The 26755-nt window shown below is 61.1% G+C and carries 31 protein-coding genes, 1 tRNA gene and 1 other RNA gene; 16 read left to right on the plus strand and 17 right to left on the minus strand.

What is annotated here, in order from left to right:
• Positions 1 to 95: 95 nt before the first annotated feature.
• The 5 genes from NA637_RS17650 to NA637_RS17670 form a co-directional block, all read right to left on the minus strand.
• A complete protein-coding gene (locus NA637_RS17650; protein ID WP_256073600.1) occupies positions 96 to 1097 on the minus strand; it encodes an extracellular solute-binding protein in 1002 nt (333 codons plus the stop codon).
• A gap of 103 nt (positions 1098 to 1200) precedes the next feature.
• Positions 1201 to 2421, minus strand: coding sequence for a 2-octaprenyl-3-methyl-6-methoxy-1,4-benzoquinol hydroxylase (locus NA637_RS17655; protein ID WP_256073601.1), 1221 nt, complete (start codon positions 2419 to 2421; stop codon positions 1201 to 1203).
• A gap of 136 nt (positions 2422 to 2557) precedes the next feature.
• Positions 2558 to 3736 (minus strand): 2-octaprenyl-6-methoxyphenyl hydroxylase, encoded by a 1179-nt coding sequence (ubiH, locus tag NA637_RS17660; protein WP_256073602.1) that lies wholly within the window; start codon positions 3734 to 3736, stop codon positions 2558 to 2560.
• A complete protein-coding gene (gene pepP / locus NA637_RS17665; protein ID WP_256073603.1) occupies positions 3737 to 5068 on the minus strand; it encodes a Xaa-Pro aminopeptidase in 1332 nt (443 codons plus the stop codon). It abuts the gene before it with no gap.
• 13 nt (positions 5069 to 5081) lie between these two features.
• On the minus strand, positions 5082 to 5636 hold the full coding sequence (locus tag NA637_RS17670) for a YecA family protein (RefSeq protein WP_256073604.1): 555 nt from the start codon (positions 5634 to 5636) through the stop codon (positions 5082 to 5084).
• 123 nt (positions 5637 to 5759) lie between these two features.
• On the opposite strand from NA637_RS17670, the gene NA637_RS17675 reads away from it, so the two are divergent.
• From NA637_RS17675 to NA637_RS17690, 4 genes are all read left to right on the plus strand, one after another.
• A complete protein-coding gene (locus tag NA637_RS17675) occupies positions 5760 to 5969 on the plus strand; it encodes a TIGR02449 family protein (RefSeq protein WP_256073605.1) in 210 nt (69 codons plus the stop codon).
• Positions 5966 to 6280, plus strand: coding sequence for a cell division protein ZapA (locus NA637_RS17680; RefSeq protein ID WP_256073606.1), 315 nt, complete (start codon positions 5966 to 5968; stop codon positions 6278 to 6280). The genes NA637_RS17675 and NA637_RS17680 overlap by 4 nt, the downstream gene beginning before the upstream one ends.
• Positions 6281 to 6313: 33 nt before the next feature.
• Positions 6314 to 6492: non-coding RNA, 6S RNA (gene ssrS, locus NA637_RS17685), on the plus strand.
• A gap of 6 nt (positions 6493 to 6498) precedes the next feature.
• The gene (locus NA637_RS17690; protein WP_256073608.1) at positions 6499 to 7116 is read left to right on the plus strand and encodes a 5-formyltetrahydrofolate cyclo-ligase; all 618 of its coding nucleotides are present in this window, start codon (positions 6499 to 6501) and stop codon (positions 7114 to 7116) included.
• A gap of 60 nt (positions 7117 to 7176) precedes the next feature.
• Here NA637_RS17690 and NA637_RS17695 read toward each other — a convergent pair whose 3' ends face one another.
• Positions 7177 to 7326 carry a hypothetical protein gene (locus NA637_RS17695; protein ID WP_256073609.1) on the minus strand — a complete coding sequence of 50 codons (150 nt, stop codon included), beginning with the start codon at positions 7324 to 7326 and terminating at the stop codon, positions 7177 to 7179.
• Between the two features lie 197 nt (positions 7327 to 7523).
• On the opposite strand from NA637_RS17695, the gene NA637_RS17700 reads away from it, so the two are divergent.
• A complete protein-coding gene (locus NA637_RS17700; protein ID WP_256073610.1) occupies positions 7524 to 7973 on the plus strand; it encodes an EVE domain-containing protein in 450 nt (149 codons plus the stop codon).
• 26 nt (positions 7974 to 7999) lie between these two features.
• On the opposite strand, the gene NA637_RS17705 is transcribed toward NA637_RS17700, so the two are convergent.
• Positions 8000 to 8404, minus strand: a complete 405-nt coding sequence (locus NA637_RS17705) for a flagellar basal body-associated protein FliL (protein WP_256073632.1) — start codon at positions 8402 to 8404, stop codon at positions 8000 to 8002.
• Positions 8405 to 8582: 178 nt separating this feature from the next.
• Here NA637_RS17705 and NA637_RS17710 point away from each other — a divergent pair, with 178 nt between their 5' ends.
• Positions 8583 to 9560, plus strand: coding sequence for an NADPH:quinone oxidoreductase family protein (locus NA637_RS17710; RefSeq protein WP_256073612.1), 978 nt, complete (start codon positions 8583 to 8585; stop codon positions 9558 to 9560).
• 145 nt (positions 9561 to 9705) lie between these two features.
• Here the strand turns inward: NA637_RS17710 and secB are convergent, their stop codons facing one another.
• The 3 genes from secB to NA637_RS17725 all read right to left on the minus strand — a co-directional run bounded on the left by secB (position 9706) and on the right by NA637_RS17725 (position 10959).
• Positions 9706 to 10200 (minus strand): protein-export chaperone SecB, encoded by a 495-nt coding sequence (gene secB, locus NA637_RS17715; protein ID WP_256073613.1) that lies wholly within the window; start codon positions 10198 to 10200, stop codon positions 9706 to 9708.
• 88 nt (positions 10201 to 10288) lie between these two features.
• On the minus strand, positions 10289 to 10543 hold the full coding sequence (grxC, locus tag NA637_RS17720) for a glutaredoxin 3 (protein WP_045423478.1): 255 nt from the start codon (positions 10541 to 10543) through the stop codon (positions 10289 to 10291).
• A gap of 2 nt (positions 10544 to 10545) precedes the next feature.
• The gene (locus tag NA637_RS17725) at positions 10546 to 10959 is read right to left on the minus strand and encodes a rhodanese-like domain-containing protein (RefSeq protein WP_256073614.1); all 414 of its coding nucleotides are present in this window, start codon (positions 10957 to 10959) and stop codon (positions 10546 to 10548) included.
• A gap of 142 nt (positions 10960 to 11101) precedes the next feature.
• On the opposite strand from NA637_RS17725, the gene gpmI reads away from it, so the two are divergent.
• The 4 genes from gpmI to NA637_RS17745 all read left to right on the plus strand — a co-directional run bounded on the left by gpmI (position 11102) and on the right by NA637_RS17745 (position 16251).
• Entirely contained in the window at positions 11102 to 12637 is a 1536-nt protein-coding gene (gene gpmI / locus NA637_RS17730; RefSeq protein ID WP_256073615.1) for a 2,3-bisphosphoglycerate-independent phosphoglycerate mutase, read from the plus strand.
• A 157-nt stretch (positions 12638 to 12794) separates the two neighbouring features.
• Positions 12795 to 14054, plus strand: a complete 1260-nt coding sequence (locus tag NA637_RS17735) for a murein hydrolase activator EnvC family protein (RefSeq protein WP_256073616.1) — start codon at positions 12795 to 12797, stop codon at positions 14052 to 14054.
• Between the two features lie 43 nt (positions 14055 to 14097).
• Positions 14098 to 15435 (plus strand): S41 family peptidase, encoded by a 1338-nt coding sequence (locus NA637_RS17740; RefSeq protein ID WP_256073617.1) that lies wholly within the window; start codon positions 14098 to 14100, stop codon positions 15433 to 15435.
• A gap of 15 nt (positions 15436 to 15450) precedes the next feature.
• Positions 15451 to 16251, plus strand: coding sequence for a divergent polysaccharide deacetylase family protein (locus tag NA637_RS17745; protein ID WP_423836745.1), 801 nt, complete (start codon positions 15451 to 15453; stop codon positions 16249 to 16251).
• A 4-nt stretch (positions 16252 to 16255) separates the two neighbouring features.
• On the opposite strand, the gene NA637_RS17750 is transcribed toward NA637_RS17745, so the two are convergent.
• The 7 genes from NA637_RS17750 to hisB form a co-directional block, all read right to left on the minus strand.
• The gene (locus tag NA637_RS17750) at positions 16256 to 17002 is read right to left on the minus strand and encodes a substrate-binding periplasmic protein (RefSeq protein WP_256073619.1); all 747 of its coding nucleotides are present in this window, start codon (positions 17000 to 17002) and stop codon (positions 16256 to 16258) included.
• A 124-nt stretch (positions 17003 to 17126) separates the two neighbouring features.
• Positions 17127 to 17330 (minus strand): hypothetical protein, encoded by a 204-nt coding sequence (locus NA637_RS17755; protein WP_256073620.1) that lies wholly within the window; start codon positions 17328 to 17330, stop codon positions 17127 to 17129.
• 95 nt (positions 17331 to 17425) lie between these two features.
• Positions 17426 to 18196, minus strand: a complete 771-nt coding sequence (hisF, locus tag NA637_RS17760) for an imidazole glycerol phosphate synthase subunit HisF (protein ID WP_256073621.1) — start codon at positions 18194 to 18196, stop codon at positions 17426 to 17428.
• Positions 18197 to 18290: 94 nt separating this feature from the next.
• Positions 18291 to 19034, minus strand: a complete 744-nt coding sequence (hisA, locus tag NA637_RS17765) for a 1-(5-phosphoribosyl)-5-[(5-phosphoribosylamino)methylideneamino]imidazole-4-carboxamide isomerase (RefSeq protein ID WP_256073622.1) — start codon at positions 19032 to 19034, stop codon at positions 18291 to 18293.
• Positions 19035 to 19124: 90 nt separating this feature from the next.
• A complete protein-coding gene (locus NA637_RS17770; RefSeq protein WP_256073623.1) occupies positions 19125 to 19388 on the minus strand; it encodes a DUF2164 domain-containing protein in 264 nt (87 codons plus the stop codon).
• Entirely contained in the window at positions 19388 to 20026 is a 639-nt protein-coding gene (hisH, locus tag NA637_RS17775; RefSeq protein ID WP_256073624.1) for an imidazole glycerol phosphate synthase subunit HisH, read from the minus strand. Before hisH ends, NA637_RS17770 begins: the two co-directional genes overlap by 1 nt.
• Positions 20026 to 20619, minus strand: a complete 594-nt coding sequence (hisB, locus tag NA637_RS17780; RefSeq protein ID WP_256073625.1) for an imidazoleglycerol-phosphate dehydratase HisB — start codon at positions 20617 to 20619, stop codon at positions 20026 to 20028. Before hisB ends, hisH begins: the two co-directional genes overlap by 1 nt.
• Before the next feature lie 176 nt (positions 20620 to 20795).
• On the opposite strand from hisB, the gene panM reads away from it, so the two are divergent.
• From panM to NA637_RS17810, 6 genes are all read left to right on the plus strand, one after another.
• A complete protein-coding gene (panM, locus tag NA637_RS17785) occupies positions 20796 to 21194 on the plus strand; it encodes an aspartate 1-decarboxylase autocleavage activator PanM (RefSeq protein WP_256073626.1) in 399 nt (132 codons plus the stop codon).
• A 169-nt stretch (positions 21195 to 21363) separates the two neighbouring features.
• Positions 21364 to 23583: an AsmA family protein gene (locus NA637_RS17790; RefSeq protein WP_256073627.1), complete on the plus strand. Its 2220-nt coding sequence runs from the start codon at positions 21364 to 21366 to the stop codon at positions 23581 to 23583.
• A gap of 11 nt (positions 23584 to 23594) precedes the next feature.
• On the plus strand, positions 23595 to 24662 hold the full coding sequence (gene mutY, locus NA637_RS17795) for an A/G-specific adenine glycosylase (RefSeq protein ID WP_272889191.1): 1068 nt from the start codon (positions 23595 to 23597) through the stop codon (positions 24660 to 24662).
• On the plus strand, positions 24659 to 24931 hold the full coding sequence (locus NA637_RS17800) for an oxidative damage protection protein (RefSeq protein ID WP_256073629.1): 273 nt from the start codon (positions 24659 to 24661) through the stop codon (positions 24929 to 24931). The genes mutY and NA637_RS17800 overlap by 4 nt, the downstream gene beginning before the upstream one ends.
• Before the next feature lie 162 nt (positions 24932 to 25093).
• Positions 25094 to 25169 (plus strand) — tRNA-Phe (locus NA637_RS17805).
• 210 nt (positions 25170 to 25379) lie between these two features.
• On the plus strand, positions 25380 to 26588 hold the full coding sequence (locus NA637_RS17810; RefSeq protein WP_256073631.1) for a tyrosine-type recombinase/integrase: 1209 nt from the start codon (positions 25380 to 25382) through the stop codon (positions 26586 to 26588).
• Positions 26589 to 26755: the final 167 nt, after the last annotated feature.

Here is a 26755-nt window from a genome sequence, read left to right on the forward strand (position 1 = left end):
CGAATCAGTGTGGTGGAGGGCGCCGAAAAGCTGTCAAGTTCGGACTGCCTTTTCTTGAAGCTTGGAGCTTGAGGCTTGCCGCTGGTACAGCTGCCTTACCTCCAGCCGGCGCGGTCCATCAGCATGATCGCTTCAGCCTGACGCTTGCCGGCAACTTCGACCGGGATAGTGTCCGCCTTGAAATCACCCCAAGCAGAGACCTCAGCCGAAGATTTCACCTCGGGGTTCGCCGGAAATTCCATGTTGATATCGGCAAAGATGCTTTGCGCTTCGGGGGTGGTCATCCACTCGACCAGCTTGCGTGCAGCCTCGGGGTGCGGCGCATGCTTGGTCAGGCCGATGCCCGACAGGTTGACGTGTACACCGCGGCCATCCTGATTCGGCCAGAAAAGCTTGGCTTTCAGATCCGGGTTCTGCGCATGCAAGCGGCCGAAGTAGTAGGTGTTGACGATACCTGCATCACACTGACCGGCATCGATTGCCTGAATCAACGCGGTGTCGTCGGCGAACACGTCTGTAGCAAGGTTATTGACCCAACCCTTGATGATTTCTTCGGTCTTCTCGGCGCCATGGGTTTCGATCAGGGTAGCGGTCAGGGACTGGTTATAAACCTTCTTGCTGGTCCGCAGGCACAGACGGCCTTCCCAGTTCTTGTCGGCCAGGGCTTCGTAGGTCGTCAGCTCACCCTCTTCCACACGCTCGGGTGAATAAACGATGGTCCGCGCCCGCAGCGACAAACCCGTCCAGCCATCAGTAGAGGAGCGGTACTGCGAAGGGATGTTGGCGTTAACTACCGCCGAGTTCATCGGCTGCAGGATCCCCATCTGCTCGGCTTGCCAGAGGTTGCCAGCATCTACCGTCAGGAGCAGATCCGCCGGCGTGTTTTCGCCTTCGGCCTTGATGCGGGCCATCAGCGGCGCTTCCTTGTCCGTGATGAACTTGACGTCGACGCCGGACTTGGCCGTGTAGGCATCGAAGACCGGCTTGATCAGCTCATCGATCCGCGAAGAGTAGACCACTACTTCCTCGGCAGCCTGTACAGCACTCGACAGCGCGGTGAGCGCGAGAACGGCGAGTAAACCTTTGCTTGCCTGCATGGATCAGCCTCTCATGATTTGTTCAGAGACTGAATAATAGTGAATGTCATTTACTTTCTCAACACGACAATTCGCGCATCATCAGCGGCGGGTCCGTAACCGATCAGAGCCTAGCCAGCTCCGGCATATCTCCGCTCAAACCCAGTGCTTGGCGAACGAACAGCGCCTTGGCTGCGGGCAGAGTCTGAACACCTTTCAGCCCGGCATTGCGCAACCAGCGCAGCGGCAGTGGGTCGGCCTGGAACAAGCGCTCGAACCCCTCCATTGCCGCCATCATGGCCAGGTTATGGGGCATCCGGCGCCGCTCGAAACGCCCCAACACCCGCGGGTCACCCAGCCGAACACCACGCGATACCGCGCCCTGGATCACTTCTGCAAGCACCGCTGCGTCGAGCAACCCAAGGTTGACGCCCTGCCCGGCCAACGGATGAAGGGTGTGAGCAGCGTCGCCAATCAATGCCAACCCGGGCTGTACGTAACGCTTTGCATGGCGTTGGCGCAGCGGGATGCATAAGCGCGGATCGGCCTCGGCTATCTCACCCAAGCGATATTCGAAGGCGCGACCAAGCGCCCGACAGAACGCATCATCGTCCAGCGCCATCAGCCGCTGCGCCTCGGGCTCCGTGACAGACCAGACGATGGAGCACCAATGGGTGTCACCCTCCCGTTGCAAGGGCAGGAACGCCAGCGGTCCTTCGTCGGTGAAACGCTGCCACGCAGCCTGCTGGTGCGGCTCAACACAGCGCACGCTGGTGACTATGGCGTGATGCAGATAATCCCACTCGCGGGTTTCGCAGCCGGCCAGTTGGCGGACCGTAGAGTTGGCACCGTCGGCAGCGACTATCAGCCCGGCGCTCAGCTGCTGACCGTCATCCGTCGTCAGCGTCCAACCGTTATCGTTCTGCTGCAGCTGCTCAAGACGCGCGTTGCCCTTGAGCGCCACCGAACCACGGCTCTTCAGCGCCTCCAGCAGAGCATCCTGCACGACACGATTCTCGACGATGTGACCCAGTACATCGGCATGCACCGCGGCGGCGGAGAAATCGATATGGCCAGTGCCGGAGCCGTCCCACACGTGCATGTCCAGATAGGGACTAGCGCGTCGACCGACAATCCCCCGCCAGGCGCCCACACGCTGGAGAATCCGCTGACTGGCAGCCGACAGGGCACTGACGCGAGGCTCGAAGGAGTCCGAGGATTTGAACGGCTGCACTTCCAGCGGGCCGCCGTCGACCAGTTTGATGGTGAGGCCGGAGTCCTGCAGGGCCAGGGCCAAGGTACTGCCAACCATCCCAGCGCCAACGATGATGAGGTCCGCTTGCATTGCTGCTCTCTCCTGTTCGCCTAGCCTGCAAATGTGGTAGGTCCGCTCGACTGCGTTAACGCTCGCTCGGGCAGCGTGCCTTACGGTTCAGCGTGGCAGTTACCGGTCCCGCATAGACGGAGCATTCAACGCGCCCCTAACGTTCGCGTACGCCCAGTCCCATTGCCTGTCTCGCGAACCAGGCTTTGGCGGGGGGCAGCAGATCCAGCCCCAGCAACCCAAGATTTCGCCCGGCAATGGAAAGGCGACCCGAATCACCGAACAGCTGGGTCAGTTGATCGGAAAAACCCACCGTGACGCGCTGGTCCGAACGCTGCTTGCGATGATAAGCCTGCAAAACGCTCAGGTCGCCCGGCGGCGCCGAACTGCTCAAGAGCGCGACCGCAAGGGCCTCGGTGTCACGGAGGGACAGGTTGTAACCCTGCCCGGCGACAGGGTGCAAGCTGTGCGCAGCATTACCCAGCACGACCAGCCCAGAGCGAACCTGCTCTTCAGCTTCGATCAGCACAAGCGGATAGAGGTGCCGCGCGCCAACCTGCTGGAAACCGCCAAGCCGATAGCCGAACGCCTGCTGAAGCTCTTCGAGGAACTCCGCTTCAGGGATCGCGGCAAGACGCGCTGCATCCCGTTCCGGCCGAGTCCAGACCAGAGCGCAGCGGTTATCCGGCAGCGGCAGCAACGCCATCGGCCCCTCATCGGTGAAGCGCTCGAACGCGCGACCGCCGTGCGCCATACCGGGCGTAACATTGGCGATCAGCGCCGTCTGCCCATAGGGCGATTGCTTGATCCTGATGCCGAGCTGCTCACGCAGGCCTGAGCGACCACCATCGGCCAGAACCGCGAGATGACAGTCGAGCGTCTGACTGTCAGTCAATGTCAGCTGATAGCCGCCCGGCACGGCTCGCATCTGCTCGACTTCAGCAGGGCAATGGCGAACCACTATGTCGTCATCGAGGGCCTGCCAGAGACAACGGCCGATCCAGGCGTTTTCCACCACATAACCCAGCGCCGGCACACGCTGACTACTGGCGTCGAGCCTGGTGACACCTGCACGTCCGCGGTCGGATACATGGATATCGGTGATTGGCTCTGCACGTTCGGCGATCTGATCCCATATACCCAGGCGCTGGTAGATAAGCCGAGTCCCGTAGGACAACGCGGTAGAACGCGCGTCATAGCTGGGCTGGTAGTGGTTGTCCGGCTCGAACGGCTCGATCAGCTCGATCGTCCAGCCGCGCTGTTTCGCTCCACTTTGCACCGCCAACGCCAAACTCGCACCAACCAGCCCGCCTCCGATGATCGCCAAGGTTGCCATCTACGCGACCTCGGCGGAAACCACCATCAGGGCCTCGATCTCGTCAACGGTCTTAGGCACACCGCCAGTAAGAATTTCGCAACCGTTGGGGGTCACCACCACATCATCTTCGATGCGCACGCCGATGCCACGCCACTTCTTCGCCACGTCCTGATTGTCAGCCGCGATATAGATGCCCGGCTCGACGGTCATCGCCATGCCGGGCTCCAGAACGCGCCAATCGCCGCCGACCTTGTAATCACCGACATCATGCACGTCCATGCCCAGCCAGTGGCCGGCGCGGTGCATGTAGAAGGTTTTGTAGGCTTCGGCGGCAATCAGCTCATCGACGTCACCCTGAAGCAATCCCAGCTCGACCAATCCGGCGGTGATTACCCGAACGGTCGCCTCGTGGGCCTCGTTCCAATGCCTGCCGGGCGCGATATGCTTGAAGGCTTCTTCGTTGGCAGCCAGCACCAGCTCATAAATAGCTTTCTGCTCGGGCGAAAAGCGGCCGCTGACCGGAAAGGTGCGGGTGATGTCGCTGGCGTAGCAGTCGATTTCACAGCCGGCGTCGATCAGCACCAGGTCGCCATCCTTCAGCTGCGCATCGTTCTCGCGGTAGTGCAAGATGCAAGCGTTCTTTCCGGCCGCGACGATGGAACCGTAGGCCGGCATCTTCGCTCCGCCTTTGCGGAACTGGTAATCCAGCTCGGCTTCCAGGTGGTATTCGTGGAGTCCGGCACGGCTGGCCTGCATGGCACGGATGTGGGCGCGCGCGGAGATCTCCGCAGCGTGCTTCATCACCTTTATTTCGTCCGCCGACTTGTACAGGCGCAGGTGGTGCAGCAGATGGTCGAGGACGACGAATTCGTTCGGCGGCTGCGCCCCTTGACGGGCTTTGGAACGGATGGTGTTGATCCACTCCATCAAGCGATGATCGAATTCCGGGTTGCTGCCGATCGCGTAGTAGACGCGTGAACGTCCTTCGATCAGACCGGGAAGGATGTCGTCTATATTGCCGATGGAGAAGGCATCATCAGCGCCGTAGTCCGACATGGCGCCATCCTGACCCGCGCGTAGACCATCCCATAACTCGCGAGCCGGATCGCGCTCCCGGCAGAACAGCACATACTCGCCGTGCGCTCGACCCGGGATCAGCGCAATCACTGCCTCGGGCTCGGGAAATCCGGAGAGATATTGAAAATCACTGTCCTGACGGTAGATGTGTTCGACGTCGCGGTTGCGAATGTACATCGGCGCGGCCGGCAGGATGGCGATGCTGTTAGGCTCCATCTCAGCCATCAGCGCCTTGCGCCGACGGGCATATTCGGACTTGGGGATACGGGTCATGGACGAGTGGTCCTCAATGCAGGGAGGGCTTGGGCGCCGGCGGTACCGGCTTGGCGCACTCAGTGAATAACAGCAGGGGCGCAACGCGCAGGTATTCCGTGACCTCCATGTAGTCGTTCTCGCCACCTTCGGACTCGTCCAGCGAGTCCTGGATCTGCGCGATGGCCGCCAGATCCTGCAGCACTTCTATCGCTTCGCCGCTCAGCGCACGATCGCCGGCGACCAGACCGAACCCGGTCAGGAAGCTCTGGCACCACTGACCCAGGGCCAGCGCACGCTCGGTCAGCGATGCTTCATCGCTCGGCAGCAGCAGGACGATGGCAATGTCATCGCCGGCGAGCTCGCCCTTGACCATCTCCTGCAGTCCGATAAGCGCTTGGCGCACCGGCTCGTCAGGTTCAGCGCCAAGCAGCTCGACAGCATCGCTCAGCCAGGTTTCGGCATCGAAACCAGCGCCGGCGCAGCTGCGCCCGAGCAACAGTCCGTGCAGCTCGGCGGGGGTGACGGGTTGGGCACTGCTGGCCAACAATGTAGCGAAAGCAGCGTAAGGCGAGTTCTGAATGGGCATTGGCAGCTAGGCGCGCAGAGGCGCTAATGTCTAGAATGAAGGCCTGTATCCTAGCATCGGCATACGAGCCAAGACCATCGAAGCCGGCCCACCCAGCGCTCGCGCCATTGACCCGGGAATCCCATGGAAGACGCCGACCTGCAATTGCTGACTGCCAAGCTGGAGCAGCTGATTCAGCGCACCGAGCAACTCAAGGCGCAGAATCGACTGCTGCGCCAGGCTGAGCAGGCGTGGCGCGAGGAGCGCGCTCATCTGATCGAAAAGAACCAAATGGCCCGCGCGAAGGTCGAATCAATGATTTCGCGCCTGAAAGCTCTGGAGCAGGACTCATGACCCAGCCGAACACCGTTACCGTGCACATCATGGACAAGGAATATTGCATCTCCTGCCCACCCGAAGAACGCAGCAATCTCGAAGACGCCGCCCATTACCTGGACCGCAAGATGCGTGAGATCCGCAGCAGCGGCAAAGTCATCGGCGCTGATCGCGTGGCAGTCATGGCAGCGCTGAACATCACCCACGAGCTGCTGCACAAGCATGACCGACTGGACGCCGAAGCCAACAGCGCACGGGAGCACGTACGTTCCCTGCTGGAGCGAGTCGACAGCGCACTGGCCGCCGATCCAAACCCGACCGGCAACTGATGAACGGCAGCCAGATTGCGTTATAATCCTGTTCACTCCCTGGCATGTTCGCCAGTCGGCGATGACCCTCTCCCGATAAGCAACACCATGGAGGCTACACGTAGTGCCGGTGTGCATGTCCGCCTGACGGAAAGCCTTAAGGTACTCTGTAGTCGCCACCTTGAACTCTCGGGTTCAAGGGCCTACGCGGGCAGCGGCATGCTGGGGAGCCTCATTTCATGATCGTAGCCGAAGGCCTTTCTCGCCCGGCGCTGCGACGCCAGTTGCGCCAAGCGCGGCGCCAGCTTTCCCCGACTCAACAACGTCGGGCAGCACGAAATCTCTACCGACAACTGGCCCAGCACCCGATCTTTCGCCGGGCTCGCCACATCGCCCTGTATCTGCCAAATGATGGCGAGATCGACCCACGCCCGCTGCTGCGAGAAGCACAACGACGGGGCAAAGCGACCTACCTACCCGTGCTAAACGCCTGGCCGCGGACACGCATGGTGTTTCAGCGAATCATGCCCAACGAGCATCTGAAGCCAAATCGCTTTGGCATTCCCGAGCCCGCGTTTCGCCAGACAAGGCAACGACGTATCTGGACGCTCGATCTGGTGCTGATGCCCTTGGTGGGGTTCGACGAAAGCGGCGGGCGCCTGGGCATGGGCGGCGGCTTTTACGATCGCAGCCTTGCGTATCGCGACAGGCGCAAAAATGGTCACAAACCGACACTATTAGGGCTGGCTCACGACTGTCAAAAGGTCGATAGACTCCCTTTGGCCAGCTGGGATGTTCCCCTCCAGGCCACGGTGACCGATGACGGCTGGTATGCGAAGGAAGGCAGGAAGAAGTAAGGCAGGAAATCGGGAGCATTCGAGCGCATGTAGCAGGCCGCATCCGTGCGGCGAATCAGCTCAGCGCTGAAGTTGTTGCGAGTGACTGATCGGAACCGCAGAAGAGGCGTCGTCCGGTCGCTCCCACAATCCCTGGGTATAACCTGTCGTCACCACGCCGAGACCGAAAATCAGCACCAGGACCCAAAGAATATCTGGCTTACGTTTCATAGTTTTTCGCCTCCCCCTGCTAGGCGAATGATCGTCTGTCGAGTCAGTATCGTTTTGGTTTTTCAGACTCGACACCGCCAACCTCAAGCGCGGCATTCTCCGCCATGACTCGGCCCAGCGCAAACCGGCGTTGCGACCGATTGTCGGGGACTTCGCGTTCGAGAACCCTTCCAAACAATCTTCAGGATGCAAAGATCATGCCGTACTGGCTGATGAAATCGGAACCGGATGAGTTTTCCATTCAATACCTGGGGAAACTCGGCAGAAGTCGCTGGGATGGCGTGCGCAATTACCAGGCGCGGAACTTCATGCGGCAGATGGCCGAAGGCGATAGCTTCTTCTTCTACCACTCCAGCTGCGCCACCCCCGGGATAGCCGGAATCGGCCGCATTGCAAGTGCCGCCTACCCGGACCCGACGGCAACGGACCCCGACAGCCCCTATTACGACCCCCGAACCGATGACGCGACTAACACCTGGAGCGCGGTCGATGTCGAATTCGTCGAGCGCTTTGAATCCGTAATCACACTGCCTCGACTGAAAGCAGAGCCGGCGCTCGCGCAAATGCGCCTGGTGCAGAGCGGCAGCCGGCTTTCCGTGATGCCCGTCAGCGAGCACCAATGGCACGCCATACTGGCCATGCGCTGAGCCAACCTTGCGTTAGCCGAACCAGCTCACTGGACGATCAGATTGTTGAACAACAGATCGTCCACCAGAGGCTGGCCTTCTTCCTGGGAGAGGACCCCCTGCACCTGCTTGAGCGCCTCCTGCCGCAGAGCCTCCTTGGCCTCGACCGTGCCGATACTGGCATCGGTTTGCTGCGAGAACAGGGCCACCAGCTGATTGCGAATCAGCGGCTCGTGATGTTTCACCTTCGCTTCCGCCTCGGCCCCGCTGACGCGCAGGGCAATATCGGCCTTGTAATACTTCAGCCGACCTTCTGAACCGTAGTTACCAACCAGCGCAGGCACGAGGGCGTAATAGCTGGTTTTTTTTGCAGCAGCGTCGGTTTCGGACGTTTCGGCAACAACCGGCAGAGCCATAACCAGAGCGAACAGCAGAAAGAAAATGCGCTTCACAAGACAACTCCAAAGGTTACGGTTCCCAGCATAACCAGTGTCGAGCACGGACCCAAGCCCGGCCTTATATACTGCCATCAGGACAGACCATGCTTGTTGCGCCGGGCGATCAGGCTCCTAGACTGACCGAAGCGCAAAAGCGGCCTTAGCCTCATTTCCAACAACTAAAGGTGACCCGATGAAAGCTGTCCTGTGCAAAGAATTTGGCCCGGCCGAAAACCTCGTAGTCGAAGACGTCGACGGCCCGCAGATCAAAAAGGGCGAAGTGCTGCTCGACGTACATGCAGCCGGCGTCAACTTTCCGGATACCTTGATGATCGAAGGGAAATACCAGTTCAAACCGCCCTTCCCGTTCTCCCCCGGTGGTGAAGCAGCAGGCGTCGTTGCCGCAGTGGGCGAAAAGGTTACCCATCTGAAGGTCGGTGACCGGGTGATGGGGCTGACCGGCTGGGGCAGCTTTGCCGAACAGGTTGCGGTGCCTGGGGACAGCGTGTTGCCGATTCCACCAACGATGGATTTCGATACGGCTGCGGCGTTCAGCATGACCTACGGCACTTCGATGCACGCCCTGAAACAACGCGCCAACCTGCAGCCGGGTGAGACCTTGCTGGTGCTTGGCGCCTCCGGCGGCGTTGGTCTGGCTGCAGTGGAAATAGGCAAAGCCATGGGTGCGAAAGTGATCGCCGCAGCCTCTACAGCTGAAAAGCTTGAGGTTGCCAAACAGGCCGGCGCCGATGAGCTGATCAACTACACCGATACCAGCCTCAAGGAGCGCCTGAAGGAACTGACTGCAGGTCAGGGCGTAGACGTGATCTACGACCCGGTCGGTGGCCAGCTGTTCGAAGAAGCGTTCCGCAGCATTGCCTGGAACGGCCGCATGCTGGTGGTCGGTTTCGCCGCTGGAGATATCCCGTCCCTGCCCGCCAACCTGCCACTGCTCAAGGGCGCCGCCCTGATAGGGGTTTTCTGGGGCAGCTTCGCGCGACGCCAGCCGCACGACAACGCAGCCAACTTCAAGCAGCTATTCGCCTGGCATGCCGAGGGCAAACTGAAACCTCTGGTATCGCAGACCTTCGCGCTTGAAAAGACGGCTGACGCAATCAATACACTGGCCCAGCGCAGAGCGGTCGGCAAGCTGGTCGTGAAGGTACGCTAATGCAAGCTGCAAGCTGCAAGCTGCAAGCTGCAAGCTGCAAGCTGCAAGCTGCAAGCCAGTTTAGTGTCGGGGCCTTCGCTGAAAGAACACCCAGCTTTTTCGTGCTCCGTGCTTACTTGAAGCTTGTTGCTTGCCGCAGCCTTTATCAGTGAGCAGTGGCCGGCGTTTCGCCGCCTTGTTGCATGCGCGCCATTTCCTGAGCGTAGAGCGCATCGAAGTTCACTGGTGCCAGCATCAAAGCCGGGAAGGAACCGCGCGTGACGAGGCTGTCGAGCGCTTCCCGAGCGTAGGGGAACAGAATGTTCGGGCAGAACGCGCCAAGCGTATGGCTCATGGCCTGCGCTTCGAGGCCCTTGATCAGGAAGATACCGGCCTGCTGCACTTCAGCAATGAAGGCGACTTCCTCACCGGTCTTGACCGTTACGGAAAGGGTCAGCACCACCTCATGGAAATCACCTTCCAGCGACTTCTGCTTGGTGTTCAGGTCCAGTGCAACGCTCGGATTCCATTCCTGGCGGAAGATTTCCGGACTTTTCGGGGCTTCGAAAGAGAGGTCACGGACATAGATCCGCTGCAGGGAAAACTGCGCGCCAGGCTCTTCCTGACCTGCGGCGGCACCATTGTTTGCTTGTTCAGTCATGTGAAGCCTTCTTGTTGTGCATGTCGAGTTTGAGTCGCGCCGCCCGTAGCGGGATTTCATCCGCTACCGACAGGCCGTTTTATTGGAGTCACGCCTGAAGCATCGCGTCCAGGCGGCCAGCCCGCTCCAACGCGTGCAGCTCGTCGCAGCCACCGACGTGTTCGTCACCAATCCAAATCTGCGGGACAGATGTCCGCCCAGCCTTTGCCGCCATTTCCGAGCGCAACGCAGGCTTGCCGTCGACGGGGATTTCCTCGTAGCTGACGCCCTTGCGATCAAGCAGGCTCTTGGCCCTGATGCAAAACGGGCACCAGGCGGTGGTGTACATGACGACTTTGGACATAATTATTTAACCACTGGCAGATTTTCGCCGCGCCAGCTGGCAATCCCTCCGGACAGCTTCGCGGCAGTGAAGCCTGCCTTCTGCAGCTCACGGCAGGCCGTTCCGGCGTGCTGGCCCATGGCGTCGACGACCACGATGGTCTTGCCCTTGTGCTTTTCCAGCTCGCCCAGTCGGCTGACCAGCTTCTCGTGGGGAATGTTCAATGAGTCGACAATATGGCCGGCGTCGAACTCCTTCTTCGCGCGCACGTCCAACACCACGCCTTCGTCGCGGTTGACCAGGCCAGTCAGCTCGCGGTTGCTCAGGCTCTTGCCGCCCTTGCGTGCCTCGGTGATCGCGAGAAGCACCAGCAGCACCAAGAAGATACTGACAAGAACATAGTTGTTAGAGACAAATTCAATCAGGTTAGCGACCATCTAAAGGGTACCCGGGGGATAAAATGCGGGCCAGTATACACAGCCCCTCCACCAGGCTGAACCCTGCGAATCGTGACGCCCAACCGGCCAACTATTAGACTGGCCGCCTTTTTTTCGCGACCCCGTGCAAGGAGCAAGACACATGCCCGCCGCGCCCAAACCCCTGGTATTGGTCATTCTCGACGGCTTCGGACACAGCGACAGTCCCGAATTCAATGCCATCCACGCCGCCAACAAACCCGTCTATGACCGTCTGTTGGCCAGCCAACCGCACGGACTGATCTCTGGCAGCGGCATGGATGTGGGTCTGCCGGACGGGCAGATGGGCAATTCCGAAGTGGGCCACATGAACCTGGGCGCGGGCCGCGTGGTGTACCAGGACTTCACGAAGGTCACCAAATCCATCCGCGACGGCGAGTTCTTCGAGAACCCCACCATCTGCACCGCCGTCGATAAGGCAGTGGGTGCAGGCAAGGCCGTGCATATCCTCGGCCTGCTTTCCGACGGAGGCGTTCACAGCCACCAGGATCATCTGGTTGCCATGGCTGAGCTGGCTGCCAGGCGCGGCGCCGAACACATCTACCTGCACGCCTTTCTTGACGGCCGCGACACGCCGCCGAAGAGCGCACAGCACTCCATCGAACTGATGCAAGCCACCTTTACCCGTCTGGGCAAAGGGCGCATTGCCAGCCTGATTGGCCGCTACTTCGCCATGGATCGTGACAACCGCTGGGACCGGGTCGAGCAGGCGTACAGCCTGATTGTCGACGGAAAAGCTGAGCACCACGCCGACTATGCAGTTGACGGGCTGATCGCCGCCTACGAGCGAGGCGAGAGCGACGAGTTCGTCAAGGCCACCACCATTGGCGAGCCGGTCCGTGTCGAGGACGGCGATGCCGTGGTATTCATGAACTTCCGCGCCGACCGTGCACGTGAACTGACGCGCTGTTTTGTCGAACCTGGCTTCAGCGAATTCAAGCGCGCCCGGGTACCGCAACTGGCTGGTTTCGTCATGCTGACGCAGTACGCTGCAAGCATCCCCGCACCCTCGGCTTTCGCTCCCGAAGCCCTCACCAACGTGCTCGGCGAATACCTCGCCAACAACGGCAAAACCCAACTGCGCATTGCCGAGACCGAGAAGTACGCCCACGTCACCTTCTTCTTTTCCGGCGGTCGTGAGGAGCCGTTTCCCGGCGAGGAACGCATCCTCATTCCATCGCCACAGGTCGCCACCTACGACATGCAGCCAGAAATGAGCGCGCCCGAAGTGACTGATCGCATCGTCGAGGCCATCGAGAACCAGCGTTACGACGTGATCATCGTCAACTACGCCAACGGCGACATGGTCGGCCATACTGGCGTGTTCGACGCTGCGGTCAAGGCCGTGGAATGCCTGGACATCTGTGTCGGACGGATCGTTGAAGCGCTGGAAAGGGTCGGAGGCGAAGCGTTGATCACCGCCGATCACGGCAACGTCGAGCTGATGGAGGACGTCATGACCGGCCAGGCGCACACCGCCCATACTTGCGAGCCGGTTCCCTTCATCTATGTTGGCAAGCGTAACCTGACCATCCGCGAAGGCGGCGTGCTCGCCGATGTCGCACCGACCATGCTGACGCTGCTGGGCATGCCGGTACCGGCGGAAATGACCGGCCGCTCACTTGTCGAACTGAGCTGATAGCTGCAAGCTGCAAGCTGCAAGCAAGTCAGTGGGGCGGCTGCCGCCCAGATGCCGTCACGCTTTTTGTTTTTTACTTGAAGCTTGTGGCTTGAAGCTTGCCGCTGCTTTTTTAGGCATACTACGGCAGTCGTTGAACTCACGGTTACGCCCTCTCATGCCCCGTATTCTTCTTGTAGTAGCGCTTGTTTGTCTGCTTGGCCCAGCCATGGCCGACGAGCGCGCCGATGCGCGCAAGCAGATCGAAGCGGCGCGCCAGGACGTCGCGGAATTGCAGAAGCTGCTCAAGCAGATCGAACAGGAAAAATCCGCGGTCCAGAAGCAACTGCAGACTACCGAAAGCGAGATGGGCCAGCTGGAAAAACAGGTTGACGCTTTGCAGCAGGAAATCGATCGCAGCGAAGCCGAGCTCGAACGCCTCAACGACCAGAAAGCCACGCTTGAAGGTGCGCGCCTCGAACAACAGCGCCTGATTGGCATTCAGGCGCGCGCGGCTTATCAGAGCGGCCGCAAGGAATACCTCAAGCTGCTGCTCAACCAGCAGAACCCGGAAAAGTTCAGCCGTACGCTGACCTACTATGACTATCTCAGCAAAGCCCGCTTCGAGCAGCTCGAAAGCTTTAACGAGACGCTACGCCAACTGGCCGGCGTAGAAGCCGGCATTCAGAAGCAGCAGGCAATATTAGCCGAACAGCAGGACGGCCTCAGACAACGACGCGAGCAACTGGCCGAAGTCCGCAAGGAGCGCCAGGTAACGCTGGCCAAACTTGATAAAGACTTGTCCGGCCGCGACCAGAAGCTCAAAGCGCGCAAGCAGGAGCAGGCGCAGCTGGAGCGGGTGCTCAAGACCATCGAAGAAACCCTTGCTCGCCAGGCGCGTGAAGCCGAGCAGGCGCGTCAACGCAGGTTGGCCGAGGCCCGCGAAGAGCAGGCACGCCAGCAACAGGCCGGCCGCACCCCATCAGCATCGGCCGGCCCGATTGTCTCAAGCGCTGGCGGGAATGCTGGCGGCCCCTTCGCCAAGGCCAAGGGCAAGCTGCCCTGGCCGGTGGACGGAAGATTGGTGGCACGCTATGGCACTCCCCGCGGTGGCGACGCTCGAACCAAGTGGGACGGCGTGCTGATCGGCGCCGACATTGGTACCCAGGTCCGAGCCGTGCACGGGGGCCGGGTGGTATTCGCTGATTGGCTGCGTGGCGCCGGTCTGTTGGTGATCCTCGATCATGGCAATGGTTATCTGAGCCTTTATGGGCACAACCAGAGCCTGCTGCGTGATGCAGGTGACATCGTCAAGGCGGGCGATCCGATCGCCACCGTAGGAACCAGTGGCGGGCAAGAAGCAGCCGCACTGTATTTCGCCATTCGCCAACAGGGTCGCCCGAGCGATCCGGCACAATGGTGTCGTGCGCAGGGATAAGCCGAGCCGGCTGTTAGCGCGCCCCTCACAACTGGAGTCAAACATGCTGCACCTGTGCCGTTTCGCCCAACCCTCCACCCTGGCCTTGGCCCTCATGCTAGGGACGTACGGTAGCGCCTGGGCGCAGCAATCGCCCGCAGAGATCGCGCCAGAACCACTCCAGCTGAACGCTGCGAGCCAAAAAGCGCCGCTGCCGCTGGAGGAGCTGAGGACCTTTGCCGAAGTGCTGGACCGGATCAAGGCCGCATACGTGGAGCCGGTCGACGACAAGACACTTCTGGAAAATGCCATCAAGGGCATGCTCAGCAACCTCGATCCCCATTCCGCCTACCTCGAACCTGATGCCTTTGCCGAACTGCAGGAGAGCACCAGCGGTGAGTTCGGCGGCCTGGGTATCGAAGTCGGGATCGAAGACGGATTCATCAAGGTGGTATCGCCAATCGACGATACCCCAGCCTCCAAGGCCGGCATCGAGGCTGGCGATCTGATCGTCAAGATCGACGGCAAGCCGACCAAGGGCATGTCCATGATGGATGCGGTTGGCATGATGCGCGGCAAGCCAGGCAGCGATATATCGCTGTCATTGGTTCGTGAGGGCAGCAAACCTTTCACCGTCAAGCTCACCCGTGCGGTGATCAAGGTCAACAGCGTCAAGAGTCAGCTGCTTGAGCCCGGCTATGGCTACCTGCGCGTAACGCAATTTCAGATCAATACCGGCGAGGAAGTCGCTAAGGCCTTGGCGAGCTTGCGCAAGGAAAATGGCAACAAGCTCAACGGACTGGTGCTCGACCTGCGCAACAATCCCGGCGGGGTGCTCCAGGCTGCAGTGGAAGTGTCCGACCATTTCCTGACTGGTGGCTTGATCGTTTACACCAAGGGCCGCATCGCCAACTCTGAGCTGCGCTTCACCGCAGACGCGGCCGATGCCAGCGAAGGCGTTTCGCTGGTCGTGCTGATCAACGGAGGTAGCGCCTCGGCGTCGGAAATCGTGGCCGGCGCCTTGCAGGATCAGAAGCGTGGTGTGGTCATGGGGACCGACAGCTTCGGAAAAGGCTCGGTGCAGACGGTACTTCCACTGAACAACGACCGTGCCCTCAAGCTCACCACCGCGCTCTATTACACACCCAACGGACGCTCGATTCAGGCACAGGGAATCGAGCCGGATATCCGCGTCACCCGGGCCAAACTGACGCGCGAACAAGCTGCCGAAGGCATTCGCGAGGCCGACCTGGCCGGGCACCTCGGCAATGGCAACGGCGGCGCGGAACGTCCTACTACGGCACCGATCGTCAGCGACTCTCCTCGCCCTCAGGATGAGGACTATCAACTCGGTCAGGCACTGAATCTGCTCAAGGGCTTGAACCTCATCCGCGGCCAGTAGCGGATGCCTTGGGTTCTGGCTCTGTTAGTAGGGGTCCTGGTCCCGCTGTCGGCAATTGGCGGGGCTACGACTGACGACGGTAAAACAGGCACAGCAGATCACCTGGCAACCGTCTCGCGAATGCCGAAGCTGGCACTGGTAATCGATGACCTTGGGCAGAACGCGGCGCGGGACGCACGCGTTCTGGCCCTGCCCGGCCCAGTGGCCATGGCGATTCTGCCGGATACCCGGAACGCCACGGACTTGGCCGAGCGGGCCAAAGCTGCAGGCAAGACCGTCATGTTGCATCTGCCCATGGCCCCCGCTGGCGGGCCTTACGCCTGGCAACCGCAGCTTCCTTCAGCCGAGCTTGACCGTCGACTGACCAGCGCCCTGGCAAAAGTGCCCCATGCCAGTGGCGTGAACAATCACATGGGCAGCCAGATGACCGACCGGCAGCGGCCCATGGCGTCGCTCATGCGGCAGCTGCAAGAGCGCCACCTGTTCTTTCTCGACAGCCGTACCAATGCGGCAACCGTTGCAGCCGCGACCGCACAACGCATTGGCTTGGCAAGCCTGTCGCGTGACATCTTTCTCGATGACGACCCCGGCCCCGAGGCCGCTGCCATACAATTTCGGGCAGCCGTACAACTGGCCCGCGAACAGGGTTCAGTTGTGCTGATCGGTCATCCGCACCCTGCCACACTTGCCCTGCTGGAGCGCGAACTGCCGAAGCTGGAAGCGCAGGGTATCGATTGGGTGGACATCGGTCAGATGATCGCCACCCGGGGCAACCGCGCCATGGTCGCCCATGGCGCCAACGGCCTGTATCGATAAGTCATCAGAGATAACGGCGCATGATGGCGTCGATAGCGCCGTCGCTCTTCATCTCGTTCAGCGCTTTCTGCAACCGCGTAACGACTTCATCCGACGTCTGCCTGTTCAGCGCAAGGAAAAGCTGCGCGTCGTTAAAGCGCAACACCGTGGTCAGCCCGCTTACGCCTTCCTGTTTGGCCAGATACGGCCCGACTGGGTCGGTTGTCGCCCATAGGTCTATCTGCCCCTTGAGCAGCTTGCTGATGTTTTCCTGGTCGCGCAGTGAATTGATCGGCTCGAAACCCTTGCTTTCCAGATGCTGGCTAACCGCATCGTTCTTGTATGCACCGATCCGGTACTGCTGCGCCTGGTCGAGCGAACTCAGCCGCATCGGGCTACCGGCCGGGGCCAGCAGTACCCACCCGGTACTGGCCAGCGGGCCGACCCACTTGAACAGTGGTTCACGCTCGGGTGTGTAGGTGGTGGAGAACAGCCCCTGGTCCGGGTGTTGCTGCGCCTGGTTGTAGATGCGCTCCCAGGGAAAACGCAGCGTCAGGCTGTAGGCGATCCCGGCACGCTTGAACATCTCGCGCACGATCTCGGCGTTGATCCCGCTGATGTTGCGGTCTGCCGCGTAGTTCTTGCCGGCCGCCGCCATGTTGAAAGGCGGGAAATTTTCGGTCAGCAGCACCATTTTGTAGTCATCGGGCAGTTCTGCCCTGGCCGAGGCGACCATCAACAGCAACAGCCCGGCCACTAGAATTGGTCTCATCGCTCCCTCTCCGTATGCAAACATCCAGGCGACACAGCGTTGACAACTGCCTAGCAGAGTCCATGCGTGTGTCGCACCTTCATGAAGTTTGGCAACTTATGAACCAGGCGCCGTGTAGCTATTCTCACGATGTGACGCGCCGCACAAACGATCGAGCCAATTTGCCATCAGCCACTGCTACGCAGCGCGCAAAATTCGTGCCGCCTACCGCCAGGTTATAGGGCGGGAAGTTCTCGGTGAGCAGGTTGATCGGTTCCGGCGCGGACTGTGCGGCAGAAGTGATCAGCGACAAGCTGGCGGCCAGCGTCAACAGCGTGTTCTTGAACATGGCGTAGTTCCTTGATGCGGCAGCCGCGGTATGTGGCGGCTGTGTCCTTGTATGATTTTAACTGCAGCTCTGAGCACAGTCCGCGACGCGCCGGTTCAGCGCATCACGATGCCGCAGCTGGCCATGTACGCCTTGGCTTCCGGCACGCTGTACTCGCCGAAATGGAAGATGCTTGCGGCTAGCACCGCATCGGCCTTGCCTTGCAGAACCCCATCAGCCAGATGTTGGAGATTGCCGACCCCACCGGAGGCGATTACCGGAACATGCACCGCTTCGCTGATGGCACGGGTGACGCCCAGGTCATAGCCGTTCTTGACGCCGTCCTGATCCATGCTGGTCAGGAGGATTTCACCGGCGCCCAGCGCTTCCATCTTCTGCGCCCAGAGCACCGCGTCCAGCCCGGTCGGCTTGCGGCCGCCATGGGTGAAGATTTCCCAACGTGGCGTTTCGCCCGGTTCAGAAACCCGCTTGGCATCGATGGCGACGACGATGCACTGCGAACCGAAGCGATCGGCCGCCTCGCCGACGAACTCCGGGGTGAAGACCGCAGCGGTGTTGATCGACACCTTGTCGGCGCCAGCATTGAGCAGGTTACGGATGTCCTGCACGCTGCGCACGCCGCCGCCCACGGTCAGCGGGATGAACACCTGGCTGGCCATCCGCTCCACGGTGTGCAGTGTGGTGTCGCGGTTGTCGACGCTTGCCGTGATGTCGAGAAAGGTGATCTCGTCAGCGCCCTGCTCGTCGTAGCGGCGGGCGATTTCCACCGGATCACCGGCGTCACGGATGTTCTCGAACTGAACGCCCTTGACCACGCGGCCATTGTCCACGTCGAGGCAGGGAATGATGCGTTTGGCGAGGGCCATGCTGGCCTCCTGATAAAAACCGCTGGAGGCTGAAGGCTCGGGGCTGGACGAAAAGGCAGCTCGCCAATCGTCCAGCCTCCGGCCTCCAGCGCCTTTATTCGACTTTCAGCTTCAGATTACACAACGCCTGCGCTTCGGCCACATCGAGTGTACCCTCGTAGATCGCCCGACCGGTAATGGCGCCGACGATCCCGGGCGTGTTGGTATCGAGCAGCTTCTGAATATCACCGAGGTTGTGGATGCCACCGGACGCGATCACCGGGATGCGGCTGGCATTGGCCAGCGCCACCGTGGCCTCGACGTTGCAGCCCTGCATCATGCCGTCCTTGGCGATGTCGGTGTAGACGATCGCCGAGACGCCATCGGCCTCGAAGCGGCGCGCCAGATCGACCGCCTGCACGCTGGAAACTTCTGCCCAGCCATCGGTAGCGACGAAGCCATCCTTCGCATCCAGGCCGACAATCACCTTGCCCGGAAAGGCACGGCAGGCTTCCCCGACGAACTCGGGCTGCTTGACCGCCTTGGTACCGATGATCACGTAGCTGACGCCGGCGCGAACGTAATGCTCGATGGTTTCCAGCGAGCGGATGCCACCGCCGATCTGGATAGGCAGGTCTGGGTAGCGCTTGGCGATGGCGGTGACCACATCGCCATTGACCGGCTGACCCTCGAAGGCACCGTTGAGGTCGACCAGGTGCAGACGGCGGCAACCGGCCCCGATCCATTTGGCGGCCATGGCCACCGGGTCATCGGAGAACACCGTGGCGTCGTCCATCAGCCCTTGACGCAGACGCACGCAGGCGCCGTCTTTAAGATCGATCGCGGGAATAATCAGCATACTTTTTCCTTCGTCAAAGAGCGGCAAGCTGCAAGCTGCAAGCTGCAAGCATGCGTATCTGTTTCTCTTGCAGCTTGGGGCTTGAAGCTTTCAGCTGCTTTTTTCGAGCGCCCACAAGTCGCTCTCGATGCTCTCGAACCTTTCTTTCAGGTGCGTCTGCACGTCGAAGATCGCCTTGTTGTAATACAGCGGAGCTATTTCACGAGCGACCAGATCGAGCACTTCCTGCGCCTCGAACGAGCCGAGCTCCAGTTCGAAGCGATCTTTCAGAAAGCGCTTGATGATCTGCTGCGCAGCCTGCTCCTGAGCGGTGTCCAGCGTCAGGACCGGTGCCTTGAGCTTCGCCCGGCTCATTACCAGCGGCCATCCCAGGCGGCAAAATTCTGCAGCAGCTGCAGGCCATGGGTGTGGCTTTTCTCGGGATGGAACTGCACCGCGAAGCGCGAACCATCGGCCAGCGCGGCGGCGAAGTCCTTGCCGTAATGACCGCGACCGACCACCTGCCGCGGATTGCCAGCCTCGATGTAATAGCTGTGCACGAAATAGAAGCGGCCATCGGTGGGAATATTGTGCCAAAGCGGATGGCTGACTGCCTGCTCCACCTCGTTCCAGCCCATATGCGGCACTTTCAGTCGCTCGCCATTCTCTTCCAGATCCTTACCGAAGAAGCGAACCTGGCCGGGAAAAAGGCCGATGCAGTCGACGCCGCCGTTTTCCTCGCTGCGCTCCATCAGTGCCTGCATGCCCACGCAGATACCGAGGAACGGCCGATCGACACTGACTTCCCGAACCAGCTCGTCGAAGCCCAGGCGGCGGATCTCCGCCATGCAATCGCGAATCGCACCCACACCCGGAAAGACCACACGATCAGCCTCTCGGATCACCTGCGCATCGCTGGTGATCAGTACCCGCCCGGCACCGACGTGCTCGAGCGCCTTGGCAACCGAATGCAGGTTGCCCATGCCGTAATCGATGACTGCAACGGTCTGCATTACAGGCAACCCTTGGTCGACGGCATCTGCCCAGCCATGCGCTCGTCCAGCGTCACTGCCATGCGCAGCGCGCGGCCGAAGGCCTTGAACACGGTTTCGATCTGATGATGGGTGTTGTGCCCGCGCAGATTGTCGATGTGCAGAGTGACCAAGGCGTGGTTGACGAAGCCCTGGAAGAATTCCTGGAACAGATCGACATCGAAGCCGCCGACAGCGGCACGCGTATAAGGGACATGCATCTGCAAGCCCGGACGCCCGGAAAAATCGATGACGACACGCGACAAGGCTTCGTCCAGCGGCACGTAGGAATGCCCGTAGCGGGTCATCCCTTTCTTGTCGCCGACGGCCTTGGCAAAGGCCTGGCCGAGGGTGATGCCGACGTCTTCCACGGTGTGGTGATCGTCGATATGCAGATCGCCCTGGCATTCGATGTCCAGATCAATCAGGCCGTGGCGGGCGATCTGGTCGAGCATGTGCTCGAGAAATGGCACGCCGATGGCGAAGCGGCTCTTACCGGTGCCGTCCAGGTTGATGGTGGCCTTGACCTGGGTTTCCAGGGTGTTGCGCTCTACGCAAGCCGTACGTTCGGACATCAACAGCTCCGCTGATCGTTGGGGCGAAAAATGAGCCGCATTATAGGCCCAAACCCACCCTCGTCGATACGCGCCCAATGGCCAGGCTACTGCAAACAGTCGCCGGCAGCGCTGTCGTGCGCCGGTAAGCCGGCACGGTTATGCTGCGGACATCCAAATCAGCAGCGCAGGTCAACATGCCCGTATCAGTTGAAGCCGTAACCGAGCCCAGCCAGCAAGACCGCACCGATCTGCTGAAAATTTTTGCCGATGCACCGAGCTGGCTACTGGCGCCCCACGCAGACGCCGCAGCATTGATCGAGGCGGGACTGGCCGATCGCAGCCTTATCGCCGGTCGCTTTAACGACCGCCTGCTCGGCGCCGCCCTGCTGCAGCGCGACGGGCACCACTGGTGCCTCTCGCATCTGTGCGTGCGCAAGATCACCCGCCGTCGCGGCGTCGGTAGGCGCATCCTCGAAGAGAGCCAGCGCCTGGCGCGGGAAGTCGGAAAAGATTTGCGTCTGGCGGCACCGGCGGATCATCTGGAAGCTCAAGCATTGGCCGCGCGGGCGCATCTGCCGCTGGATCCCATCTAGCGATCAATCAGCGTTTCGTCGCGAAGCCGCGCTCGACACGGTGCCAGTGCCACCGGCGCGGGTAGGAACCCAGGCGCCGCTAGCCACTCCAACGCCAGTCACGGCAAACAGCCATGACACCCGGCGCTATACTCGCTGCTTTTGAATACCAAACACAAAGGACCTGTCCATGAAATCGCTCGGCAAGATCCTGGGCCTGGTAATCCTCGGGTTGCTGCTCCTTATCGTCGCACTGGGCTTTGCCCTCACGCATCTGTTCGATCCCAACGACTATAAAGACGAGATCGGTGCACTTGCCCGCGAAAAGGCCGGGCTCGAACTGGACATCGCCGGCGACATCGGCTGGAGCCTGTTTCCCTGGCTGGGCCTGGAATTGCACGACACCACCCTGGCCAGCGTGCAAACACCCGAACAACCCTTCGCCGACCTGCGCATGCTAGGGCTGTCGGTCCGGGTACTGCCGTTGCTGAGCCGCGAAGTGCAGATGAGCGACATCACCCTCAACGGACTCGATCTGACGCTCAACCGCGACGAGAAGGGCCGCGGCAACTGGGAAGGTGTAGGCCAACCGGCCACCCGCGAGACGCCACCCGATACAGCAGCGCAACCGGCCGAGCCCTCCACCGACGAACAGCCGTCCGACAACACCCGGCGTCCACTGCGATTGGACATCGACAGCCTGACCATCAGCGATGCACGGGTGACCTACCATGATGCACAAAGCGGGCAGCAGTTCAGCGCCGAAGGCATCGAGCTGACCACCGGGGCCATTCGCGAAGCCACTTCGATTCCGCTCAAGCTCAACGCCTTTTTCGGCAGCAACAAGCCGGTGATGCGCGCTCGCACCGAATTGCAGGGCGCGTTGCGCTTCGATACCAAATTGCAGCGCTATCAGCTGGAGGACCTGCGCTTGAGCGGCGAGGCCTCCGGCGAGCCATTACAGGGCAAGACCCTCTCCTTCAGCGCTCAGGGGCAACTGCTGGCCGATCTGGTCGCTGACATTGCCGAGTGGACCAGCCTCAAGTTCACTGCCAACCAGCTACGCGGTCTTGGCGAGCTGAAAGCCCGCGACCTGCAGAACCAACCGAAGATCAGCGGGGCACTCTCAATTGCGCAATTCAACCTGCGCGAATTCCTCGAGAGCATCGGCCAACAGCTCCCGGCCATGGCCGACAACACCGCGCTGGGCAAGGCCGAGCTGGTCACCCGTCTTGCCGGTACCCCGACCAGCCTGACCTTCGAAGAGATCAATCTGAAGCTGGACGGCAGCACCTTTACCGGCCAGATCGCAGTCAGCGATTTCGCCAAGCAATCGTTGCGAGTCGACCTCAGCGGCGACCAGTTCAATCTCGATCGCTACTTCCCCCCACCAGGAAAGGATGATGCGGCTGGCGCCGCGCGCCAGAGCGAGGTCAAGGCCACCGAAGCGGCTGTGATAGGCAGCGGCACCACGCCGCTGCCAGACAAACCAACCCAGCATGCCTGGAGCAGTGCGACCGTCCTGCCGGTCGGCTCACTGCGCCGCCTGGATACGCGCGTCAATTTGAACATCGACAACCTCACCGCAATGCAACTGCCGCTCGATAACTTCGCCCTCAAGGCACGCACTGCGGGCGGGCTGCTAACCCTAGAGCAGTTGCGCGGAGGGCTCTACAACGGCCAACTGGAAGCCTCGGCAAGCCTCGACGTTCGACCACAGGTACCGTTGCTCACTGCCCAGACCCGCATGGCGCACGTCCCGATCGAAGGCCTGCTGCAAAGCCAGGGCGAACAGGTGGTGATCAAGGGCTTGCTTAACCTGGACAGCGATCTACGCACCCAGGGCAATAGCCAGCAAGCCTGGATCGACAACCTCAACGGCAAGATCGGCTTCATCATCGACAACGGCGTCCTCGTCGACGCCAACCTCGAGCAGCAGCTCTGCCGCGCCATCGCCACCCTCAATCGCAAGCCGCTTAACAGCGCGCCGCGCAGCAAGGACACGCCGTTCCGCGAACTGAAAGGCAACCTCACCCTACGCAACGGCGTCGCCAGCAACCCGGACCTGAAAGTCAGCATTCCCGGCCTCACGGTAAACGGCAACGGCGATATGGACCTGCGCGTACTTGGCATGGACTACCGCGTCGGCATCGTCATCGAGGGCGACAAGGGTGAGATGCCAGACCCGGCCTGTGCGGTCAACGAGCGCTACGTCGGTATCGAATGGCCGCTGCGCTGCCGCGGGCCTTTGGAACTCGGGGCCAAGGCCTGCCGCTTCGACAATGACCGCCTCGGCAAGATCGCCGCCCGGCTCGCGGGTGACAAGCTCAACCAGGCCATCGAAGAGAAGCTGGGCGACAAGGTCAGTCCTGAACTGAACGACGCATTGAAAGGCCTGTTCAGTCGATGACATCACAAGCACTGGACGACGAGCAGTTCGGCGCTGCCGTTCTCGACTGGTACGACCGCCACGGGCGCAAGGATCTGCCCTGGCAGCAAGACATCACGCCCTACCGTGTCTGGGTATCGGAGATCATGCTGCAGCAGACCCAGGTCAGCACCGCGCTTGGCTACTTCGATCGCTTCATGGATGCGCTGCCGACGGTCGAGGCACTGGCTAATGCCGACGAAGATGAAGTACTACACCTGTGGACCGGGCTCGGTTACTACAGCCGCGCGCGCAACCTGCGCAAGACTGCCAAGCTGATCGTCGGCAAGCACGGCGGTGAATTTCCTCGAAACGTGGAACAGCTGGCCGAATTGCCGGGCATTGGACGCTCCACTGCCGGAGCCATTGCCAGCCTGAGCATGGGCCTGCGGGCACCGATCCTGGACGGCAACGTCAAGCGCGTCCTGGCGCGTTATGTCGCTCAGCAGGGCTACCCAGGCGAACCGAAAGTCGCCAAGCAGCTCTGGGAAGTGGCCGAGCGGCTGACCCCGCAGAACCGGGTCAACCACTACACCCAGGCGATGATGGACTTGGGCGCCACACTCTGCACGCGCAGCAAACCCAGCTGCCTGCTCTGCCCGCTGAAGGCAGGCTGCCGCGCTCATCTGCTGGGCCGGGAAACCGAATTCCCGGTGCCCAAGCCACGCAAGGCGCTGCCACAGAAGCGGACGTTGATGCCGCTGCTGGCCAATCGCGACGGCGCCATCCTGCTTTACCGTCGCCCATCGACGGGTCTCTGGGGCGGACTCTGGAGCCTGCCGGAGTTGGACGACCTGTCAGCGCTCGACCCGCTTGCCCAACGCCACGCCCTACAACTTCAGGAGCGTCGCGAGCTGCCGGGCCTGACCCACACCTTCAGCCACTTCCAACTAGCCATTGAGCCTTGGCTGATCAGGGTCAAGTCCGAGGCCCACGCCGTGGCCGAGCCAGACTGGCTCTGGTATAACCTCGCCACCCCGCCGCGACTGGGGCTTGCCGCCCCGGTAAAGACGCTGCTCAAGCGCGCCGCTGCCGAATTGAACGCAGGAGAGATGTCATGACCCGCACCGTGAACTGCCGCAAGTACAAAGAACAACTCCCCGGCCTGGAGCGCCCACCCTACCCTGGCGCCAAGGGCGAAGACATCTATAACAACGTATCGAAAAAAGCCTGGGACGATTGGCAGAAGCATCAAACCATGCTGATCAACGAACGCCGACTGAACATGATGAACGCCGAAGACCGCAAGTTCCTGCAAACCGAGATGGACAAATTCCTTTCGGGCGAAGAATACGCACAGGCCGAAGGCTACGTACCGCCAAGCGAATGATGGCGAGAGGTGGGGTGACATGCTCAGCGACGTCCTACCCAACCCAGGCCAACCGTTTTGACCACATAAGCCGGCATGCAGCGCTAAACGCCCGTTCTTGCTAAATATTTCCAAAACCGCGCTTGACAGGCAAAAGCCAAATCCGTCTAATAGCGCCCCGTTGCCCAGGTAGCTCAGTCGGTAGAGCAGGGGATTGAAAATCCCCGTGTCGGCGGTTCGATTCCGTCCCTGGGCACCACCTTTCGTTTTCAGGTGGTGTCAAACCCACCCGAAAGCCCACAAGAAGCCCGCCCCGTGCGGGTTTTTTGTTGTCTGCACTTCCCCACCCTTCCCTTGTAAGCCCAAACAATTGTGCGTAGTTTCGTGAGTAGAGCCGGTTCGGTCTAAAAATCTACTCACATCGACATAATGGAAGCGCCCGAATGGCGCGGCTTGCGAGGGAATTGCAATGGCCTTATCCGATACCACTATCCGCACCGCCAAGCCGAAGGAAAAGATCTACCGGCTGACGGACGCCAACGGGTTATGCCTGGAAGTAGCACCGTCCGGCTCCAAGCTGTGGCGCTATCGCTACCGCTTCGACGGTAAGGCAAAGATGCTGGCGCTTGGCACCTACCCTGCCGTCACGCTCCAGAACGCCCGCCAGAGGCGCGACGAGGCACGCCAGATGCTAACCGAGGGCACCGACCCCGGGGAGCAGAGAAAAGCCGCCAGACAAGCGCAGCGGGGCGATGGCGTCACATTCGAGACGCTGGCGCGGGAGTGGTACGCCTACAACGCGCCACGCTGGGCCGAAAGCACCGCCCACAAGGCGCGGCTGTACATGGAAAACGACCTGATCCCCGGCATCGGTGCGCGCCCGGTCAAAGCCATCACCCGCCCGGAGCTGGTCGAGCTGGTGCGCAAGGTCGAAGCGCGCGGCACCCTGAACGCCGCTGGCAAGATTCGCCAATGGCTGCACCAGATATTCCGCTTCGGTCTGGCCAGTGGCGTGGTCGAAGCCAACCCGGCCACGGACCTGGACGTGGTAGCCGCGCCGCCGAAAGCCACCCGCCACCATCCGCACGTTGCCTTTGCCGAACTGGCCGAGCTGCTGGGCAAGATCGAATCGACCACGCTCAACACCCTGACCCGCTGCGCCATCCGTTTGCTGGTGCTGACTGCCGTTCGCCCTGGTGAGCTGCGCCAAGCGCCCTGGTCGGAGTTCGATCTGGACGGCGCGACCTGGACCATTCCGAAAGCGCGTATGAAAGCCCGCCGCCCGCATGTGGTGCCCCTGCCCCACCAAGCCGTTGCTATCCTGCGCCAGCTCAAGGAAATCACGGGCGAGTACCCGCTAGTGTTTGCAGGCCAGCAAAACCCCGACCGGCCAATGAGCGAGAACACGATTAACAAGGCGCTGCGCCTGATGGGCTACGAAGGGCGCCAGACCGGCCACGGCTTCCGCCACCTGCTGAGCACCGAACTCAACGCACGCGGCTATAACCGGGACTGGATCGAACGCCAGCTAGCCCACGGCGACAACGACGAAATCCGCGACACCTACAACCACGCGATCTATCTGGAGCAGCGCCGGGAAATGATGCAAGCCTGGGCTGATTCGATAGACGCGCTTTACTGTGGCGCAAACGTGGTGGGTATCCAACGTAAGGCGTAGACGGACGAGAACGGGACCCCCCGGATCGATGAGCTATTACCCCTCGCGCCTCAACCTGAGTAAAGGTGGGGCGGCTGGACGCTCGACAAGCCTCTGCTGCCGAGGCGAGGCCCCAAAGTCGAACGAATTTTTCTTCACCCAAAGACAAACCCCCGGTCCTCTTACGA

It is taken from the genome of Stutzerimonas stutzeri (assembly GCF_024448935.1).
GTDB classification, from domain to species: domain Bacteria; phylum Pseudomonadota; class Gammaproteobacteria; order Pseudomonadales; family Pseudomonadaceae; genus Stutzerimonas; species Stutzerimonas stutzeri_AO.

Bases quoted from the DNA above. Each gene is read 5' to 3' on its own strand.
- NA637_RS17650 (WP_256073600.1), bottom strand. From the start codon at position 1,097: ATGCAGGCAAGCAAAGGTTTACTCGCCGTTCTCGCGCTCACCGCGCTG.
- NA637_RS17655 (WP_256073601.1), bottom strand. From the start codon at position 2,421: ATGCAAGCGGACCTCATCATCGTTGGCGCTGGGATGGTTGGCAGTACC.
- ubiH (WP_256073602.1), bottom strand. From the start codon at position 3,736: ATGGCAACCTTGGCGATCATCGGAGGCGGGCTGGTTGGTGCGAGTTTG.
- pepP (WP_256073603.1), bottom strand. From the start codon at position 5,068: ATGACCCGTATCCCCAAGTCCGAATATGCCCGTCGGCGCAAGGCGCTG.
- NA637_RS17670 (WP_256073604.1), bottom strand. From the start codon at position 5,636: ATGCCCATTCAGAACTCGCCTTACGCTGCTTTCGCTACATTGTTGGCC.
- NA637_RS17675 (WP_256073605.1), top strand. From the start codon at position 5,760: ATGGAAGACGCCGACCTGCAATTGCTGACTGCCAAGCTGGAGCAGCTG.
- NA637_RS17680 (WP_256073606.1), top strand. From the start codon at position 5,966: ATGACCCAGCCGAACACCGTTACCGTGCACATCATGGACAAGGAATAT.
- NA637_RS17690 (WP_256073608.1), top strand. From the start codon at position 6,499: ATGATCGTAGCCGAAGGCCTTTCTCGCCCGGCGCTGCGACGCCAGTTG.
- NA637_RS17695 (WP_256073609.1), bottom strand. From the start codon at position 7,326: ATGAAACGTAAGCCAGATATTCTTTGGGTCCTGGTGCTGATTTTCGGT.
- NA637_RS17700 (WP_256073610.1), top strand. From the start codon at position 7,524: ATGCCGTACTGGCTGATGAAATCGGAACCGGATGAGTTTTCCATTCAA.
- NA637_RS17710 (WP_256073612.1), top strand. From the start codon at position 8,583: ATGAAAGCTGTCCTGTGCAAAGAATTTGGCCCGGCCGAAAACCTCGTA.
- secB (WP_256073613.1), bottom strand. From the start codon at position 10,200: ATGACTGAACAAGCAAACAATGGTGCCGCCGCAGGTCAGGAAGAGCCT.
- grxC (WP_045423478.1), bottom strand. From the start codon at position 10,543: ATGTCCAAAGTCGTCATGTACACCACCGCCTGGTGCCCGTTTTGCATC.
- NA637_RS17725 (WP_256073614.1), bottom strand. From the start codon at position 10,959: ATGGTCGCTAACCTGATTGAATTTGTCTCTAACAACTATGTTCTTGTC.
- gpmI (WP_256073615.1), top strand. From the start codon at position 11,102: ATGCCCGCCGCGCCCAAACCCCTGGTATTGGTCATTCTCGACGGCTTC.
- NA637_RS17735 (WP_256073616.1), top strand. From the start codon at position 12,795: ATGCCCCGTATTCTTCTTGTAGTAGCGCTTGTTTGTCTGCTTGGCCCA.
- NA637_RS17740 (WP_256073617.1), top strand. From the start codon at position 14,098: ATGCTGCACCTGTGCCGTTTCGCCCAACCCTCCACCCTGGCCTTGGCC.
- NA637_RS17750 (WP_256073619.1), bottom strand. From the start codon at position 17,002: ATGAGACCAATTCTAGTGGCCGGGCTGTTGCTGTTGATGGTCGCCTCG.
- NA637_RS17755 (WP_256073620.1), bottom strand. From the start codon at position 17,330: ATGTTCAAGAACACGCTGTTGACGCTGGCCGCCAGCTTGTCGCTGATC.
- hisF (WP_256073621.1), bottom strand. From the start codon at position 18,196: ATGGCCCTCGCCAAACGCATCATTCCCTGCCTCGACGTGGACAATGGC.
- hisA (WP_256073622.1), bottom strand. From the start codon at position 19,034: ATGCTGATTATTCCCGCGATCGATCTTAAAGACGGCGCCTGCGTGCGT.
- NA637_RS17770 (WP_256073623.1), bottom strand. From the start codon at position 19,388: ATGAGCCGGGCGAAGCTCAAGGCACCGGTCCTGACGCTGGACACCGCT.
- hisH (WP_256073624.1), bottom strand. From the start codon at position 20,026: ATGCAGACCGTTGCAGTCATCGATTACGGCATGGGCAACCTGCATTCG.
- hisB (WP_256073625.1), bottom strand. From the start codon at position 20,619: ATGTCCGAACGTACGGCTTGCGTAGAGCGCAACACCCTGGAAACCCAG.
- panM (WP_256073626.1), top strand. From the start codon at position 20,796: ATGCCCGTATCAGTTGAAGCCGTAACCGAGCCCAGCCAGCAAGACCGC.
- NA637_RS17790 (WP_256073627.1), top strand. From the start codon at position 21,364: ATGAAATCGCTCGGCAAGATCCTGGGCCTGGTAATCCTCGGGTTGCTG.
- NA637_RS17800 (WP_256073629.1), top strand. From the start codon at position 24,659: ATGACCCGCACCGTGAACTGCCGCAAGTACAAAGAACAACTCCCCGGC.
- NA637_RS17810 (WP_256073631.1), top strand. From the start codon at position 25,380: ATGGCCTTATCCGATACCACTATCCGCACCGCCAAGCCGAAGGAAAAG.